Source organism: Bradyrhizobium sp. 191, assembly GCF_023100985.1.
In the GTDB taxonomy this organism is placed as follows: domain Bacteria; phylum Pseudomonadota; class Alphaproteobacteria; order Rhizobiales; family Xanthobacteraceae; genus Bradyrhizobium; species Bradyrhizobium diversitatis.
Window position 1 is genome coordinate 3905589 of sequence record NZ_CP064692.1, and the last position, 15256, is coordinate 3920844.

At 65.3% G+C, this 15256-nt stretch carries 11 protein-coding genes; 5 read left to right on the forward strand and 6 right to left on the reverse strand.

Translation table 11 applies throughout. The features are described 5' to 3' along the window. Window positions 1–161: 161 nt before the first annotated feature. Window positions 162–1532: a glutamate--cysteine ligase gene (locus tag IVB23_RS18175; protein ID WP_247804515.1), complete on the reverse strand. Its 1371-nt coding sequence runs from the start codon at window positions 1530–1532 to the stop codon at window positions 162–164. A 98-nt stretch (window positions 1533–1630) separates the two neighbouring features. Further along, complete coding sequence (locus tag IVB23_RS18180; protein ID WP_061882499.1) at window positions 1631–2125, reverse strand: MarR family winged helix-turn-helix transcriptional regulator; 495 nt, start codon at window positions 2123–2125, stop codon at window positions 1631–1633. Window positions 2126–2803: 678 nt separating this feature from the next. On the opposite strand from IVB23_RS18180, the gene IVB23_RS18185 reads away from it, so the two are divergent. Beyond that, window positions 2804–3112: a hypothetical protein gene (locus IVB23_RS18185; protein ID WP_247804516.1), complete on the forward strand. Its 309-nt coding sequence runs from the start codon at window positions 2804–2806 to the stop codon at window positions 3110–3112. Window positions 3113–3656: 544 nt separating this feature from the next. Here the strand turns inward: IVB23_RS18185 and IVB23_RS18190 are convergent. From IVB23_RS18190 to IVB23_RS18205, 4 genes are all read right to left on the reverse strand, one after another. Next, window positions 3657–5870, reverse strand: a complete 2214-nt coding sequence (locus IVB23_RS18190) for an FAD-dependent oxidoreductase (protein ID WP_247804519.1) — start codon at window positions 5868–5870, stop codon at window positions 3657–3659. A 150-nt stretch (window positions 5871–6020) separates the two neighbouring features. Next, a complete protein-coding gene (locus IVB23_RS18195) occupies window positions 6021–7229 on the reverse strand; it encodes an acetyl-CoA C-acetyltransferase (protein ID WP_197968575.1) in 1209 nt (402 codons plus the stop codon). Between the two features lie 56 nt (window positions 7230–7285). Beyond that, entirely contained in the window at window positions 7286–9076 is a 1791-nt protein-coding gene (locus IVB23_RS18200; RefSeq protein ID WP_247804521.1) for an acyl-CoA dehydrogenase C-terminal domain-containing protein, read from the reverse strand. Between the two features lie 40 nt (window positions 9077–9116). Beyond that, window positions 9117–9503 (reverse strand): nuclear transport factor 2 family protein, encoded by a 387-nt coding sequence (locus IVB23_RS18205; RefSeq protein WP_197968573.1) that lies wholly within the window; start codon window positions 9501–9503, stop codon window positions 9117–9119. A gap of 190 nt (window positions 9504–9693) precedes the next feature. Here IVB23_RS18205 and IVB23_RS18210 point away from each other — a divergent pair, with 190 nt between their 5' ends. From IVB23_RS18210 to IVB23_RS18225, 4 genes are all read left to right on the forward strand, one after another. Then, the gene (locus tag IVB23_RS18210) at window positions 9694–10284 is read left to right on the forward strand and encodes a PadR family transcriptional regulator (protein ID WP_061882704.1); all 591 of its coding nucleotides are present in this window, start codon (window positions 9694–9696) and stop codon (window positions 10282–10284) included. Between the two features lie 88 nt (window positions 10285–10372). After that, complete coding sequence (locus IVB23_RS18215; protein ID WP_156505423.1) at window positions 10373–10852, forward strand: antitoxin Xre/MbcA/ParS toxin-binding domain-containing protein; 480 nt, start codon at window positions 10373–10375, stop codon at window positions 10850–10852. Next, window positions 10849–11352: an RES domain-containing protein gene (locus tag IVB23_RS18220; protein WP_061882505.1), complete on the forward strand. Its 504-nt coding sequence runs from the start codon at window positions 10849–10851 to the stop codon at window positions 11350–11352. Before IVB23_RS18215 ends, IVB23_RS18220 begins: the two co-directional genes overlap by 4 nt. Window positions 11353–11713: 361 nt before the next feature. Continuing rightward, window positions 11714–15124, forward strand: coding sequence for a tetratricopeptide repeat protein (locus tag IVB23_RS18225; protein ID WP_247804523.1), 3411 nt, complete (start codon window positions 11714–11716; stop codon window positions 15122–15124). Window positions 15125–15256 lie beyond the last annotated feature (132 nt).

Genomic DNA, 15256 nt, shown 5'->3' on the forward strand with positions numbered 1-15256 from the left:
CAGCTTTCGAGTTATTGACGGCGCTCAGGTTTTTTCGGCCGGCCATTTGATCGCCGCAAACCTGTATGGGCGATGAACGGCTCGAATCCCGATCGTTGGCCTAAAGCATGATCCGGAAAAGTGTGACGCGGTTTTCCGAGAAGATCATGCGCAAACAAGCTCTAGAACGCATACTCCGCGTAGACCGGTTCCACCGAGCCCTTCCAGGGACCGTTGAACTTCTCCAGCATCTCCTCCGCCGGCGTCCGGCCGGAATCGATGATGCGATCGAGCGGCTCGAGGTGTCGGGTCTCGTCGCGGCCAAGCTGGTCGATCCGGCCGCGCCGGCGCAGGCCGGCATGTGCCAGAACGAGGCACTCCTTGGCGATCTCGAACAGATAGCGATCCTTGATTCGGGCCTTGAAGCCGAAGCGCGGCACGTCATCGCGCAGGGCCTGCCGCTCATGCGCGGTCCAGAGCTTCACCATGTCCCAGGCGGCGTCGAGCGAAACGTCGTCGTAGAGCAGCCCAACCCAGAACGCCGGCAGCGCCGGCAAGCGGCCCCACGGACCGCCATCGGAGCCGCGCATCTCGAGATAGCGCTTGAGCCGCACTTCCGGAAAGATCGTCGAGAGATGGTTGGCCCAGTCCGACAGCGTCGGACGCTCGCCGGGAAGATTGTTGTTGCGGCCCTCGAAGAACGCGCGGAACGAGGAGCCGGACACGTCGATGTATTCCTCGCCGCGCTTGACGAAATACATGGGCACGTCGAGCGCGTAGTCGACATAGCGCTCGAACCCCATGCCGTCCTCGAAGGCCCACGGCATCATGCCTGAGCGCGCGTTGTCAGTGTCACGCCAGATCTCGGACCGGAAAGACAGGAAGCCATTCGGCTTGCCCTCAGTGAACGGCGAATTGGCGAACAGCGCCGTCGCGACCGGCTGGAGCGCGAGCGAGACGCGCAGCTTCTTGACCATGTCGGCTTCGGAGGAGAAGTCGAGATTGGTCTGCACGGTACAGGTCCGGTACATCATGTCGAGGCCGTACTGACCGACCTTCGGCATGTAATTGGTCATGATCTTGTAGCGGCCCTTGGGCATCACCGGGATATCGGCGCGCGACCAGGACGGCGTCATGCCGAGCCCGAGGAAGCCGATGCCGAGCGGCGTTGCGATCTCGCGCACCTGTGCCAGATGCGCCATCAACTCGCCCTGGGTCTGGTGCACGTTCTCGACCGGCGCGCCGGACAGCTCGAACTGTCCGCCGGGCTCGAGCGAGATCGCGCCGCCACCGGTGACGTCGTAGAGACCGATGATGTTGCCCCTCTCCATGATCGGCTCCCAGCCGAGCAGGAGCTTCATGCCTTCGAGCAGCGCACCGATGCCGCGCGCGCCCTCGTAAGGCACCGGACGGTGGCCGTCGAGCGTGAACGGCGTCTTCTCGTGCTCGGTGCCCATGCGGAATTCGGACGGGTCCTTGCAGCCGGCCTCGAACCACGCGACGAGTTCGTCGCGTGACTGCAGCGGCGTCATATCGATCTGGTCTCGCGCCATATCAAACTCTAATCAAAAGGCGCTTCGACCGAACGCGCGCGGTGACAGGGATGGCCCGCGAACCCACCGGTTGCGCGGACGAGCGGTTTGCCGCGCGATCATCGCGACGGCATGCTTTCGTTGACGCCCGCGGGCGGCAGTTTCACCTCGCCGCACGAGCAGCCCAGGCGATCGAGCAGATTGCTGAGCTTGACGGCGTCGGCATCGGACAGTTTCGAGCCGACATATTTCTCGATCGCAGCCGAATAGGCGCCCCACATCCGCTTCTGCAACTCGCGGCCGGCTTCCGTGATCTCGACGAACTGGCCGCGCTTGTCGATCTTGCATTCGCGCCGCGAGGCAAGGCCCTCGTCGACCAGGCGATCGATCAGCCGCGAGGTGGAATATTGCGGGATCAGCATCTGCCGCTCGAGTTCGACCGGCCGCAGCTCGCCCGAGGGCGCCCGCGACAATTCGAGCAGCGCATCATACCAGGCCAGCGGTGGGAAGCCGGCCTTCTTCAAGTCCTGCTCGACGCAATCGAGCACGCGGCTCTGCACCCGCATCAGGCGGATCCAGGCAGCCGTTGCCTCGGTCGATGGTTTGCGTTTCATGGTCCCGCTCAAGTTCGTCGCCCGTCTCTTACTCCATTTGATGCACCTGCATCAATCTTGACTATTTCAAGCAGGTGCATGTAGTTGCTCTTTCGGCCGAACCAAGCATCAGGCGGAATTCCGCGAAACCGTAGGATTCGACCGGTGCCTGCTCGCCGTCCCCCCATGGCCCTCCTGTCAGCCGGCCTGCCCTATGAGATGGTCGAGGTCGAATCGGCGCCAGGAAGCTCGAAAATGGGCGAGGACTATCTGAAGCTTGACCCCTGGAGGCCAGGCCCTGCGCCGGGCCTCGACAGCGGCGAGATCGTGACCGAAGGCCCGGCGATTGTCCAGAAGATCGCCGCCAGGCCACAGCCGAGGCGCTGGCGCCGGCCCGCGACAGTTCCAGCACCACCAGCTGAAATTCCTCACCTCCGAGCTGCGCAGGAGCTTTGGTCCGCCGTTCGACAGGACAGGCGAAGCGACGAAGACCGGGATCGATGATCCGGCGCTGTGCTTGCGCCATTCGTTGAATCCGAAGATTCGCGATGCACTGACTTCAATTTTACGAGCATTGTCAGGGTTAACAATAACTCTGCGTTGTGCACTCCGCGGCCGTCACCATCCTTGTGAGAGCACTCCACTTGGCTCAGCTTCAGCGCGAGAACACGACGCAGATCACTGGACCGGGAAGCTATTGTGACGGCTGTACTCCTTCTCCTGCTCGCGAGCGCAATCACTGGCCTTGCGACGGGGCTCATCTTCCGAGTCTGGACTCTGCTGCTGGTCTCGCCGGCGACCGCGATCGTTACAGCAACGGTCCTTCAGAGCTCAGGCTTTGGATTTTGGACGGGCGTTCCGATCGTCGTCGGCTGCCTGATTGCCGGCCAGCTCGCCTATTTGGCGGCGACGTTCTACCTGTGCAGGGGCGAGCTCTCAATGCAGGACGACATCGACGGCGAACCAGGCGAGCACGGCCATCGCGATATCGAGAAGGAGAACGAGTAGGACCAGGCCGAACCACGAGGGAATTTTTCTGCGCCGCCGGAGGAGCCCGCGGCGTCGCCACGACCGGCCCAGAAGCAGCAGGGGCGCGTATCTTACCGCAACGCCGGCTGCGCTGTCTTGAGACACCGTGGGGATCATTGCGGGACACCTTCAATGCCAATGGGCCATCCGGGGAAACATCAGCAAGAGCGGTGCCAGGGCGGAGCGCGGCTGCGGCAGGAATTTGGCGTGGATGATCCGGCCCTTCTTCATCGTGAGCGATGTGATCGGCGACGGACCGGCCGACCGAATATCGGTGCAGCTACGCCAAGACGAAGCGCGGCGCAGACATCGCTTTCACCAACCAGAATAGCGGGCGTTTTGAAGTGCGCATCGGCCGCGGCGACGAAGGCAGCTGGACGGCCAGTCTCGCCGGCGAGACCGTATCGGGGCGCGCATTCTCGCCGTTCGGCGACGGACAATAAAAAGGCCGGATCAATGATCCGGCCTCTTGGCTTTGCGTGCCCGGATTTCGCTCGCGCTCCATCCGGGCTGCAGGTCTCTCTCAGGCCGCCGCCTTCTTCGGCGCGAAGCGGCCGTAGAAGGTCTCGTCCTTCGCCGCCATCTCCTCGAGCAGCTTCGGCGGGGTGAAGCGCGAGCCGTATTTCGCCTCGAGCTTGCGGCAGAGCTCGACGAACTTCTTCGTACCCATGAAGTCGATGTAGGACAGCGTGCCGCCGGTGAAAGGCGCGAAACCGAAACCGAGGATCGAGCCGACATCCGCCTCGCGCGGATCGGTGATGACGTGGTCCTCCACCGTGCGCGCCGCTTCCACCGCCTGCACCACCAGGAAGCGCTGCTTCAGCTCCTCGATGTCGAGCGTATCAGGGTCGAGCTGCTTCGGCTGCAGCGCTGACAAGCCCGGCCACAGGCTCTTCTGGCCTTTGCCCTTCTCGGGGTAATCGTAGAAGCCCTTGCTGTTCTTGCGGCCGAGGCGGCCCTGCTTCTCGACCATCTCCACCATCAGCTTCTTCTGATCGGGATTGATGGCGTTGGGGCCGAGATCGGCCTCCGTCGCCTTCATGATCTTGAGGCCGAGGTCGAGCGCGACTTCGTCCGACAACGAGAGCGGGCCGACCGGCATGCCGGCCATCTTGGCGCAGTTCTCGATCATCGCCGGCGGCACGCCCTCCAGGAACATCTCGTTGCCTTCGGCGACGTAGCGGCCGACGCAGCGGTTGGCGAAGAAGCCGCGAGAGTCGTTCACGACAATCGGCGTCTTGCCGATCTGCCGGACGTAGTCGAGCGCTGTCGCGAGCGCGACATCGCCGGTGTTCTTGCCGAGGATGATCTCGACCAGCATCATCTTCTCGACCGGCGAGAAGAAGTGGATGCCGATGAACTTGCCCTGGTCCCTGAAGCCCTCGGCCAGCGAGGTGATCGGCAGCGTCGAGGTGTTCGAGGCGAAGATCACGTCCGGCTTCAGATATTGCTGCGCCTTGGCGAAGGTGTCCGCCTTCACCTTGCGGTCCTCGAACACGGCCTCGATGACGAGGTCGACGTCCTTCAGCGCGGCATAGTCCGCGGTCGGCGTGATGCGCGCGAGCAGCGCTTCGGCATCGGTGGGCTTGGCGCGACCCTTCTTGATCTGCTCCTCGATCACCTTCTGCGCATGCGCCTTGCCCTTGTCGGCGCTCTCCTGGTCGCGGTCGATCAGGATGACGTCGAGGCCGGCGCGGGCCGAGACGTAGCCGACGCTGGCGCCCATGAAGCCGGCGCCGATCACCGCGATCTTCTTCACCTTGGTCGGCGGCACGTCCTTGGGACGGCGCGCGCCCTTGTTGAGCTCCTGCATCGACAGGAACAGGCTGCGGATCATCGCCGCCGCTTCCTTCGAGCGCAGCACCGAGGCGAAGTAGCGCGACTCGACGCGCAGCGCGGCGTCGATCGGCAGCTGCAGGCCCTCATAGACGCAGCTCATGATGGCGCGCGCGGCCGGATAATTGTCGTAGGTCTCGCGGCGGTAGATGGCGTTGCCGGCCGGGAACATCATCATGCCGGCCTTGGAGAACACCGGACCGCCCGGAAGCTTGAAGCCTTTCTCGTCCCAGGGCGCGACGGCCTTGCCGCCGCCCTTGATCCAGTCCTTGGCGGCCTTGACGAGATCGGCAGCGGGAACGACGTCGTGAATCAAATTCAGCGCCTTGGCCTTCTCGACCGTAACAGGATCGCCCTTGAGCAGGATCGTCATCGCATCCTGCGGAGGCACCAGGCGCGGCACGCGCTGCGTGCCGCCGGCGCCGGGGAAAAGGCCGACCTTGACCTCGGGCAGGCCGAGGCGCGTCTTGGGATTCTCGGCCGCAACGCGATAATGGCAGCACAGCGTGATCTCGAAACCGCCGCCGAGCGCGAGGCCGTTGATCGCGGCCGCCCACGGCTTGCCCGACGTCTCGATCGAACGCAGCACCAGCGAGAAGCGGCGGCTCTGCTCGAACAGCATCTGGTTCGCCGCGGTCTCGCCCTGTTCCTTGAAGACCTTCGCATAGGCCTGGTTCATGCCTTCGAGCATCGACAGGTCGGCGCCCGCACAGAACGCCTCTTTCGCGGAGGTGATGACGACGCCCTTCACCGCGGCATCCGCCGTGGTCGCCTTGACGATCGCCTCGAGCTCGTTGGTCGAGGTTTCGTCGAGCACGTTCATCGACCGGCCCGGGATGTCCCAGGTGACGAGCGCGATGCCGTCTGCGTCGGTCTCAACCTTGAAGTTCTTGTACGACATGTTGGTTGCTCCTCGGTGCCGCAGCCGATCCCAGGCGCGGCGGTTGACTCTGAATTCGTAGGGTGGGTTAGCGAAGCGTAACCCACCACGGTCTTTCGCTGCGGGGACAGAAGAGGTGGGTTACGCCTGCGGCTAACCCACCCTACGAACCTACACCCGCTCGATGATGGTCGCGGTGCCCATGCCGCCGCCGATGCACAGCGTGACCAGGGCGGTCGACTTGTTGGTGCGCTCGAGTTCGTCGAGCACGGTGCCGAGGATCATCGCGCCGGTCGCGCCAAGCGGATGGCCGAGCGCGATGGCGCCGCCATTGACGTTGATCTTGGCGCTGTCGATGTCGAAGGCCTGGATGTAGCGCAGCACGACGGAGGCGAAAGCCTCGTTGAGCTCGAACAGGTCGATGTCCGACTTCTTCATGCCCGAGCGCGCAAACAGCTTCTCGGTGACGTCGACCGGACCGGTCAGCATCATCGCCGGCTCCGAGCCGATATTGGCGAAGGCGCGGATTTTTGCGCGCGGCTTCATGCCGTACTTCGCGCCCGCTTCCTTGCTGCCGAGCAGCACGGCGCCGGCGCCGTCGACGATGCCCGACGAATTGCCGGCGTGGTGCACGTAGTTGACGCGCTCGATCTCGGGATGCGACTGCACCGCGACACCGTCAAAGCCACCCATCTGCGCCATCATGGTGAACGACGGCTGCAGCTGCGCCAGCGACTGCATCGTGGTCGAGGGACGCATGTGCTCGTCCTTGGCGAGGATGGTGAGGCCGTTGATGTCCTTCACCGGCACCACCGACTTGTTGAAGCGGCCCTCGTCCCAGGCCTTGCCCGCGCGCTGCTGGCTCTGCACCGCGTAGGCGTCGACGTCGTCGCGCGAGAAGCCGTATTTGGTCGCGATCAGATCGGCTGACACGCCCTGCGGCATGAAATAGGCCGGCACCGCGATCGAGGGGTCCACCGGCCAGGCGCCGCCGGAGGCGCCGATGCCGACGCGGCTCATCGATTCGGCGCCGCCGCCGATCACGAGCTCATGCTGGCCGGACATGATCTGCGCCGCAGCGAAGTTCACGGCGTCGAGGCCGGAGGCGCAGAAGCGGCTGATCTGCACGCCGGGAACGGCTTCTCCGAGGCCGGCCTTCAGCGCAGCAAAGCGCGCGATGTCGGATCCGGCTTCACCGACCGGATCGACCACGCCGAGGATGACGTCGTCGACTGAATCTTCCGGAAGGTTGTTGCGGTCCTTCAGCGCCTTCAGCGGCACGGTGGCCAGCGCGAGCGCCGTGACCTCGTGCAGCGCACCGTCCGGCTTGCCGCGGCCGCGCGGGGTGCGAACGTGGTCGTAGATGAATGCCTCAGGCATGACGCCCTCCTGGTGTGTTGTTCGATACGATTGGGAGCAGGCAGCGGAACGCAGGCTCAGAACGCTTCCGCCGGCAATTCCATGATGGTGGCGCAACCGGCCTGGATACGCGCCAGATTGGCGGCCGTCTCCGGCAGCATCCGCTCCATGAAGAAGCGGCCGGTGACGAGCTTGGTCGAGAGATAGGGCGTCGCCCCGCTCTCGGCAATCTTGGCATTCGTCACCTTCGCCATCTTCGCCCACATATAGCCGAGCGCGACGAAGCCGAAGAGATGCAGGTAGTCGGTGGCGGCCGCGCCGGCATTGTCCGGCTTTGCCATCGCGTTCTGCATCAGCCAGGTGGTGGCCTGCTGGAGATGGCCGAGCGAGGTGGAGAGCGGCGTGATGAAGGGCTTGAGCCCCTCGTCGCCGCCATTCTCCTTGGCGAAGGCCATCACCTCGCCGAAGAAGGCCATGATGGCGCGGCCGCCGTCGCGCGGCAGCTTGCGGCCGACGAGGTCGAGCGCCTGGATGCCGTTGGCGCCTTCATAGATCATGGCGATACGCGCATCGCGCACGAACTGCTCCATGCCCTGCTCGGCGATGTAGCCGTGGCCGCCATACATCTGCTGCGCCTGCACCGCGTTGGCGAAGCCGTAGTCGGTGAGGAAGCCCTTCAGCACCGGCGTCATCAGGCCCATATGGTCGTCCGCGGCCTGGCGGTCCTTGGGATCCTCGGAGCGGTGGGCGACGTCGCTCTTCAGCGCGGTCCAGATCACGAAGGCGCGCGCGGCCTCGTTGAAGGCGCGGATCGACAGCAGCGTGCGGCGCACGTCGGGATGCACGATGATCGGATCGGCCGGCTTGTCCGGCGCTTTCGCGCCGGTGAGCGCGCGGCCCTGGATGCGCTCGCGGGCATAGGCGACGGCGTTCTGATACGCCACCTCGGACTGCGCGAGGCCCTGCACGGCGACGCCGAGCCTAGCCTCGTTCATCATCACGAACATGCCCTGCATGCCCTTGTTCTCTTCGCCGATCAGCCAGCCGGTGGCGTTGTCGTAGTTCATCACGCAGGTGGAATTGCCGTGGATGCCCATCTTGTGCTCGATCGAGCCGCAGACGACGCCGTTGCGGGCGCCCACCGAGCCGTCGGCGTTCACCAGGAATTTCGGCACCACGAACAGCGACACGCCCTTGATGCCGGCCGGCGCGCCCTCGATGCGGGCGAGCACGAGGTGGATGATGTTGTCGGCGAGATCGTGCTCGCCGGCCGAGATGAAGATCTTGGTGCCGGTGATCCTGAAGCTGCCGTCCGCCTGGCGCACCGCCTTGGTGCGGAGCATGCCGAGGTCGGTGCCGCAATGCGGCTCGGTGAGGTTCATGGTGCCGGTCCATTCGCCGGCAACCATCTTCGGGACGTAGGTCTTCTTCTGCTCGGGCGTGCCGTGCACCAGCAGGGCGGCGGTCGCGCCCATGGTGAGACCGCCATACATCGAGAACGCCATGTTGGCGGAAATCTGGAATTCGTTGACCGCCTGGCTCAGCGTCACCGGCAGGCCCTGGCCGCCATATTCGGTCGGCGCCGACAGGCCGAGCCAGCCGCCCTCGACCACCTGCTTGAACGCTTCCTTGAAGCCTTTCGGCGTGGTGACGCTGCCGTCCTCAGTGCGCTTGCAGCCTTCGAGATCGCCCACACGATTGAGCGGCTGCAGCACCTCTTCGGCGAGCTTGGCGGCTTCGCCGAGGATCGCCTCGCGCACGTCGCTCGACGCATCGGAGAAGCCCGGCAGATTGTCGTAGCGGTCAATCTGGAAGACGTCGTTGAGCAGGAAGTTCACGTCTTCGACGGGGGCTTTATAGATCGGCATGGGGTTCTCCCGGCATAGCCTCGAGGGGATGATGTTGCGCTTATGATTGGGCGGCGGCCAGCTGCTCCGCCATCAGGCGGTGCAGCATGTTGATCGCCTTGAGCGGACGCACCATCACCTTGAAGTGCGTGATGCGTCCCTCACCGTCGAAGCTGATGATATCGACGCCGTTGATCTCGATGCCGTCGATCATGGCCTTGAATTCGAGCACGGCGCCGTTGTCGCTGCGCCATTCACCGACATAGGTGAAGCCGGGGCCGCCGAGCACCTTCTCGGCGCTGGCGAGGTATTTGAAGGTGATGTCGCGGCCGCGCTGCGGCGTGTGCACCACGGGGCTTTCGAACACGGCGTCGGGGTGCAGGAGGTCCCAGAGCGCGGCGCGGTCATGAGACTTCATGTAGGCGTACCAGGAATCGAGGCCGGTCATTTTCAGGTGCCTCCCTAGGCCAAGGGCAAAAGTGCGAAAACAACCCCATGCACAGTAGCAGTCGGGTTGATTCTGCTGGATTTTTTCAGTCGGGACTTGTCTCGACTGCTCACTGCCTCATATGCACATTGACGCATATGCGCCGATGCGCATAAAGTCAAGCCACAAGGTCGAGAACAGGAGACCGGTCATGGCACTGGGCGACGCAATCCTCGCATGCCTGACGGAACGTCCGATGACGGGCTATGAGCTCGCCAAGACGTTCGATTCCTCGATCGGCTTCTTCTGGAAGGCCGACCACCAGCAGATCTACCGCGAACTCTCCAAGCTGCGCGACCGCGGCTACATCCAGGGCCGCGAGGTCGTCCAATCGGGCAAGCCCAACAAGCTGGTTTATACGCTCACTCCGGAGGGCCGAACAGCGCTGCGGCACTGGGCCGCGCGGCCCAGTACGCCGGCCTCGACCAAGGACGACCTCCTGGTCCGCCTCCACGCGCTCGACAGCATCGACATCGAGCCGCTTCGCGCCGATTTGATGGCTCGGCTCGAGCACCACCGCGACCGCCACGCCAATTACGAGCGCATCCTGAAGAAGCGTTTTCCGGACGGCACGGCAGAAGGCAAGCTCGACCTCGGCAACCTGCTCCTGCTCCGCCTGGGGGCCCGGCACGAGCAGATGGTGGCCGATTTCTGCGAGGAGGCACTGGAGGCGCTGTCGGCGATGAGCGGCAAGGCCACGGTGGTGCCGCTGGAGGATGGCAAGCGCGAGGGGAAGGGCTGAGGCTGCCGAGCCCGACCAAGAATTGGCGCCCCGCCCTTGAATATCATTCCGACACTTGTCATATTTTGAGCGACAAGTGGCGAGACTGATGCTGATGGACGAACTTGCTCAATCCCCTGAAATTGCCCGGCTGGCGGCCGTCACACGGCTTCTCGGGGGAACCTCCACCTTTCGGAAGATGCCCAAGAGCCCACTAGAGGCTCACGAAATTCTCGTGAGTGGCCTCCCATCCAAGGCGCTGGTGTATCTGGTCGCAAATTTCGCATTTCTCCGCTGGGACGATTCTTTCGCCAAGGCGATCGGAATGAGCCATAGAACCTACCAGCGGCACACGGCTGAAAATATCCGGCAGCTCAGCCCTGAACAGAGCGGGCGCGCGTGGAAGCTCGCAGAAATTTTGGCGAAAGCCACTTCGGTCTTCGGATCGAAGGAGGAGGCTGAGCAGTGGCTGGAGCGCCCGGCCATTGGCCTCGATCAACGCAGGCCGATTGATCTGTTAGCCACACCTGCCGGTGTTGAACTCGTCGAGGATTTTCTCGCACGCCTTGAGTATGGCGTTTACGCGTGACACCGCTCCCCGCATCGCTCGGCGGCTCCGAGCTGGTGGCCTGGCGTCTGGATCAATCCAAATATGCTGCGACCTGGGACAGTGGAGAGGGCGCGTTTCTCGTCGGAGGCCGCTGGAACAGCAAAGGAGTTCGCACGGTTTACTGTTCGATTGATCCCGCGACGGCGATTCTGGAGGTCGCCGTTCATAAGGGATTTCGCGCGTTGGACATGGTGTCCCATGTGATCACGGCCGCAGCGATCGATCCAGCGGGTGTATTCGTCGTCGAGCCCAATACCGTTCCAAATCCCAACTGGCTGAGGCCGGGGATACCGAGCGCCGGCCAGCAGGCATTCGGGGATGAGCTGCTTGCGAAACACAGGTTCATCGTGATTCCGAGCGTGGTCTCGACGGCGAGCTGGAATTTGATCTTCATCGCTGCAAAGGCCACCGGAGCCTACAAGCTGAGATCGCAGGATCCGTTTGCGCTGGACACGCGGCTGCATCCGCCGGGCCGGTAGGTGCGTCTGCGATCAGCGGCAAGACCATGGTGTTGCCGCCGGAAGACGGCAAGCGCAAGGGAAGGGCTGAACTCTCTCCCAAGCGTCATGGCCGGGCTTGTCCCGGCCATCCACGACCTGTCGCGCAGCACAGAAGAACGTGGATGCCCGGGACAAGCCCGGGCATGACGAGCACCGAAGGTTCCCCCGCCCAACTTTAAGACACCCGCGCCGCATTCCTTAACTCGTTATTTACCGTAACAGGAAAAAGTCGGTTTTCGAGGCAGACGACCCGCGCCAAATTCGATTGTCTTTGCAACCGGGGCGCGTGGGGAGGCTGGAGGCGCCGGGTGGGGCGCCGGAGTCGGAACCGGACAGAGTCATGAATTCGCGCGTATCGTGGAGTGTTGACGGCATCGATCCATCCGTCCGGGAGCGGGCCGAAGCTGCTGCGCGCAGAGCCGGCATGTCACTCAACGATTGGCTGAGCTCCACGCTCGGCGAGACAGCCCCGCCGAACTTTCGCGCAGCCTACGACCAGCGTCCGCAGCACATGCCGAGCCAAGGGCCCAGTCAGGAGAGCCGCGAAGTCGCCGACATCCACCAGCGGCTCGATGCGATCACCCAGCAGATCGAACGGATTTCCAAGCCCGTCCCGCGCCAGGACTCTTCAAGACCAGACGTCTCGCGCGAGCAGGGCGTCGCGCGTCAACTCAACGATGCGATCTCGCGGCTCGATGCGCGCCTGTCGCAAATCTCCCGCCCGCAGCGGCAACTGCAGCAGCCGCAGGCTCCGCGCCCCGCCCCGGCCGACACGCGCCAGAGCCAGGCCGATGCGGTCGAGCGCGCGGCCGCGCAGGTCTATCGCAGCTCACCTCCCCTGAGCCCGGCTTCGTTCGACGTCGCGGTTGCCGAGATCACCGCGCGCCAGAGCGAGCTCGACGGCTTTGCGCCCAGGCAGATGCCGCCGCGTGCCGCGCCGTCGCTTGCGCCTGCCGCTCCTTACGCACCGCCCATGGCCCCGCCGGCGCCTGCCTACGCGCCGCCGCCACCGCAGCCGGGGCCGGATTTCTCATCGCTCGAGCGCCACCTGCTCAAGATCACGAGCCAGATCGAGTCGCTGCAGCGTCCCGATAATACCGAGCAGGCGATCGACGCCTTCCGCAGCGAGCTTGCCGAAATCCGTGCCGCCATCACCGAGGCGATGCCGCGCCGCGCGATCGAATCGATCGAGAACGAGATCCGCTCGCTGCACCGTCGCATCGACGAGACCCGGTCCAACGGCACCGACGGCCAGGTCCTCTCCGGCATCGAGCATGCGCTGTCCGACATCAAGCAGGTGCTGCGCACGCTGACGCCGGCCGAGCAGCTCACCGGCTACGACGAGGCGATCCGCAATCTCGGCGCCAAGCTCGATCTGATCCTGCGCGCCAATGACGATCCCTCGACCGTGCAGCAGCTCGAAGGCGCGATCTCGGCGCTGCGCGGCATCGTCTCCAACGTCGCTTCCAACGAAGCGCTGGCACGGCTTTCCGAGGACGTGCAGCTGCTGTCGTCCAAGGTCGACCAGATCACCCGCGCCTCTGGCCACGGCGACAGCTTCGCGGTGCTGGAGCAGCGCATCGCCGCGCTCACCGCCGCGCTCGAAACCCGCGAACGGCCTCAGCCATCCGAGAGCACCGAGCACCTCGAAGCCGCGATCCGCGCGCTGTCGGACCGTTTCGACCGCATGCAGGTCGGCAGCGATTCCGCGTCCACCTTCGCGCATCTCGAACAGCGCGTCTCCTATCTGCTGGAACGGATCGAAGCCGCCTCCGATCCGCACAACGGCAATCTGAGCCGCGTCGAGGACGGGCTGCACGACATCCTGCGGCATCTCGAGCGGCAGCAGGCGACTTATGCCGCGCTGGCCGAGAGCCGCAACTCCGCACCGCCCGCAGATTCCGGCATGGTCGATCTCGTCAAGCGCGAGCTCTCCGACATCCGCTTCAGCCAGGCCGAGACCAACCGGCACACCCAGGACTCGCTCGAGGCCGTCCACAGCGCGCTCGGCCACGTCGTCGATCGCCTCTCGATGATCGAGGGCGATCTGCGCGCGGTGCGCACCGTGCCGGCGCCGCAGCCGATGTCGATGGCCGCTCCGATGGAGCCGGCGCCGATGGCGCGCGAGCCGCGGCCTCAACCGCAGCAGCCGAAATACGATCCAAAGCCCGAGCTGCCCAATCCCGCCGCCGCGCAGGGTGCGCAAGCCGCCTTCGTCGCCGCGCCGCGCGAATTCCACGCAGCTGCGCCGGTTGCGCCGCCGCCGGTGCCGGCGGCACCGCAAGTCGCACCACCCTTGCCGCCGCGTGCGATCAGCGAAATCCTGGAGCCGCATACCGCGCCCGCGCGGGCCGCGCTCGCGCCGGAATTGCCACCGGATCATCCGCTCGAGCCGGGCACACGGCCGGGCGGACGCCTTGCCACGCCGTCGGAGCGCATCGCCGCCTCCGAGAGCGCGATCAGCGGAATCGCCACCGCGCCGAAAGAGCCGGTGTCGTCGTCGAGCTTCATCGCGGCCGCACGTCGCGCCGCGCAAGCCGCCGCCGCGCAGCCGGAAAAGACCGGCCGCGCCGCCAAGGCAGGGGCTGACCGGTCCAAGGACAAGGGCAAGGACGGCGGTTCGACCATCACCGCGAAGATCCGCTCGCTGCTGGTCGGCGCGAGCGTGGTCGTCATCGTGCTCGGCACCTTCAAGATGGCGATGAACCTGCTCGAAGGCGGTAGCGCACCGCCGGCGCCGCAGGCGATGCAGGATATACCGAGCGAGCCGGCACCGCAGGCCGCGCCACCGCCGGTCGAGACCAGGCCGGCCGCGCCCGAGCAGGTTACGCCGTCGATGACGTCGCCGACGCCGATCGGACGGCAATCCCAGAACAATGCCGCGCCGCCGCCCGCCGCCAATCCAGCCAGCTCGGCCTCGGTCGAAATCCCGCCGGCGCCTGCCGCGGCCCCGCCGCCGCCGGCCTCCAGCGACGTTACCGGCGCGCTGTCGGGCACGAGCCGCGCCAGGCTCGGCCTCGTCCAGGTGCCGCCGAGCGAGAGACTGCCTGACGGCATCGGCGGCCCGGCCTTGCGCACCGCCGCGATGAAGGGCGATGCAACCGCGGCCTACGAGATCGGCGTGCGCTTTGCCGAAGGAAAGGGTGTCGCCACGAACTACGACGAAGCGGCGAAGTGGTACGACCGCGCCGCGCAGGCCGGCGTGGTGCCCGCGATCTTCCGCCTCGGCACGCTCTACGAAAAGGGTCTTGGCGTGAAGAAGGACGCCGACATCGCCCGCCGCTACTACACCCAGGCCGCCGAGCGCGGCAACGCCAAGGCGATGCACAATCTCGCGGTGCTCGACGCCGACGGCGGTGGGCGCGGCGCCAATTACAAGAGCGCTGCGCAGTGGTTCCGCAAGGCGGCCGATCGCGGCGTCGCCGACAGCCAGTTCAACCTCGGCATCCTCTATGCCCGCGGCATCGGCGTCGAGCAGAACCTCGCCGAATCCTACAAATGGTTCAGCCTGGCGGCCGCTCAGGGCGATGCGGACGCGGCCGGCAAGCGCGACGACGTCGCCAAGCGCCTCGACCCGCAATCGCTCGCCGCCGCTAAGCTCGCGATCCAGACTTTCAGCGCCGAGCCGCAGCCCGACGACGCCGTCAATGTCGCAGCGCCCGCCGGCGGCTGGGACACCGCGCCGCAGGCAAGCGCAAAGCCGGCGCCGAAGGCCGTCGCGACCAAGCGCTCGGCTTCGGCGGCGAATTGAGCCGCATAGTAACGAGATCGAACCAAGCCAGCCACGGACCCGGTGCACCTCGCCCGCACGCGGGAGAGGTCGGCGCTTAGCGCCGGGTGAGGGTTTTCTCCTCTGGGAGAGTCCCACTGCGGAGATACCCTC

Bases quoted from the DNA above. Each gene is read 5' to 3' on its own strand.
- IVB23_RS18175 (WP_247804515.1), bottom strand. From the start codon at position 1,532: ATGGCGCGAGACCAGATCGATATGACGCCGCTGCAGTCACGCGACGAA.
- IVB23_RS18180 (WP_061882499.1), bottom strand. From the start codon at position 2,125: ATGAAACGCAAACCATCGACCGAGGCAACGGCTGCCTGGATCCGCCTG.
- IVB23_RS18190 (WP_247804519.1), bottom strand. From the start codon at position 5,870: ATGTCGTACAAGAACTTCAAGGTTGAGACCGACGCAGACGGCATCGCG.
- IVB23_RS18195 (WP_197968575.1), bottom strand. From the start codon at position 7,229: ATGCCTGAGGCATTCATCTACGACCACGTTCGCACCCCGCGCGGCCGC.
- IVB23_RS18200 (WP_247804521.1), bottom strand. From the start codon at position 9,076: ATGCCGATCTATAAAGCCCCCGTCGAAGACGTGAACTTCCTGCTCAAC.
- IVB23_RS18205 (WP_197968573.1), bottom strand. From the start codon at position 9,503: ATGACCGGCCTCGATTCCTGGTACGCCTACATGAAGTCTCATGACCGC.
- IVB23_RS18210 (WP_061882704.1), top strand. From the start codon at position 9,694: ATGGCACTGGGCGACGCAATCCTCGCATGCCTGACGGAACGTCCGATG.
- IVB23_RS18215 (WP_156505423.1), top strand. From the start codon at position 10,373: ATGCTGATGGACGAACTTGCTCAATCCCCTGAAATTGCCCGGCTGGCG.
- IVB23_RS18225 (WP_247804523.1), top strand. From the start codon at position 11,714: ATGAATTCGCGCGTATCGTGGAGTGTTGACGGCATCGATCCATCCGTC.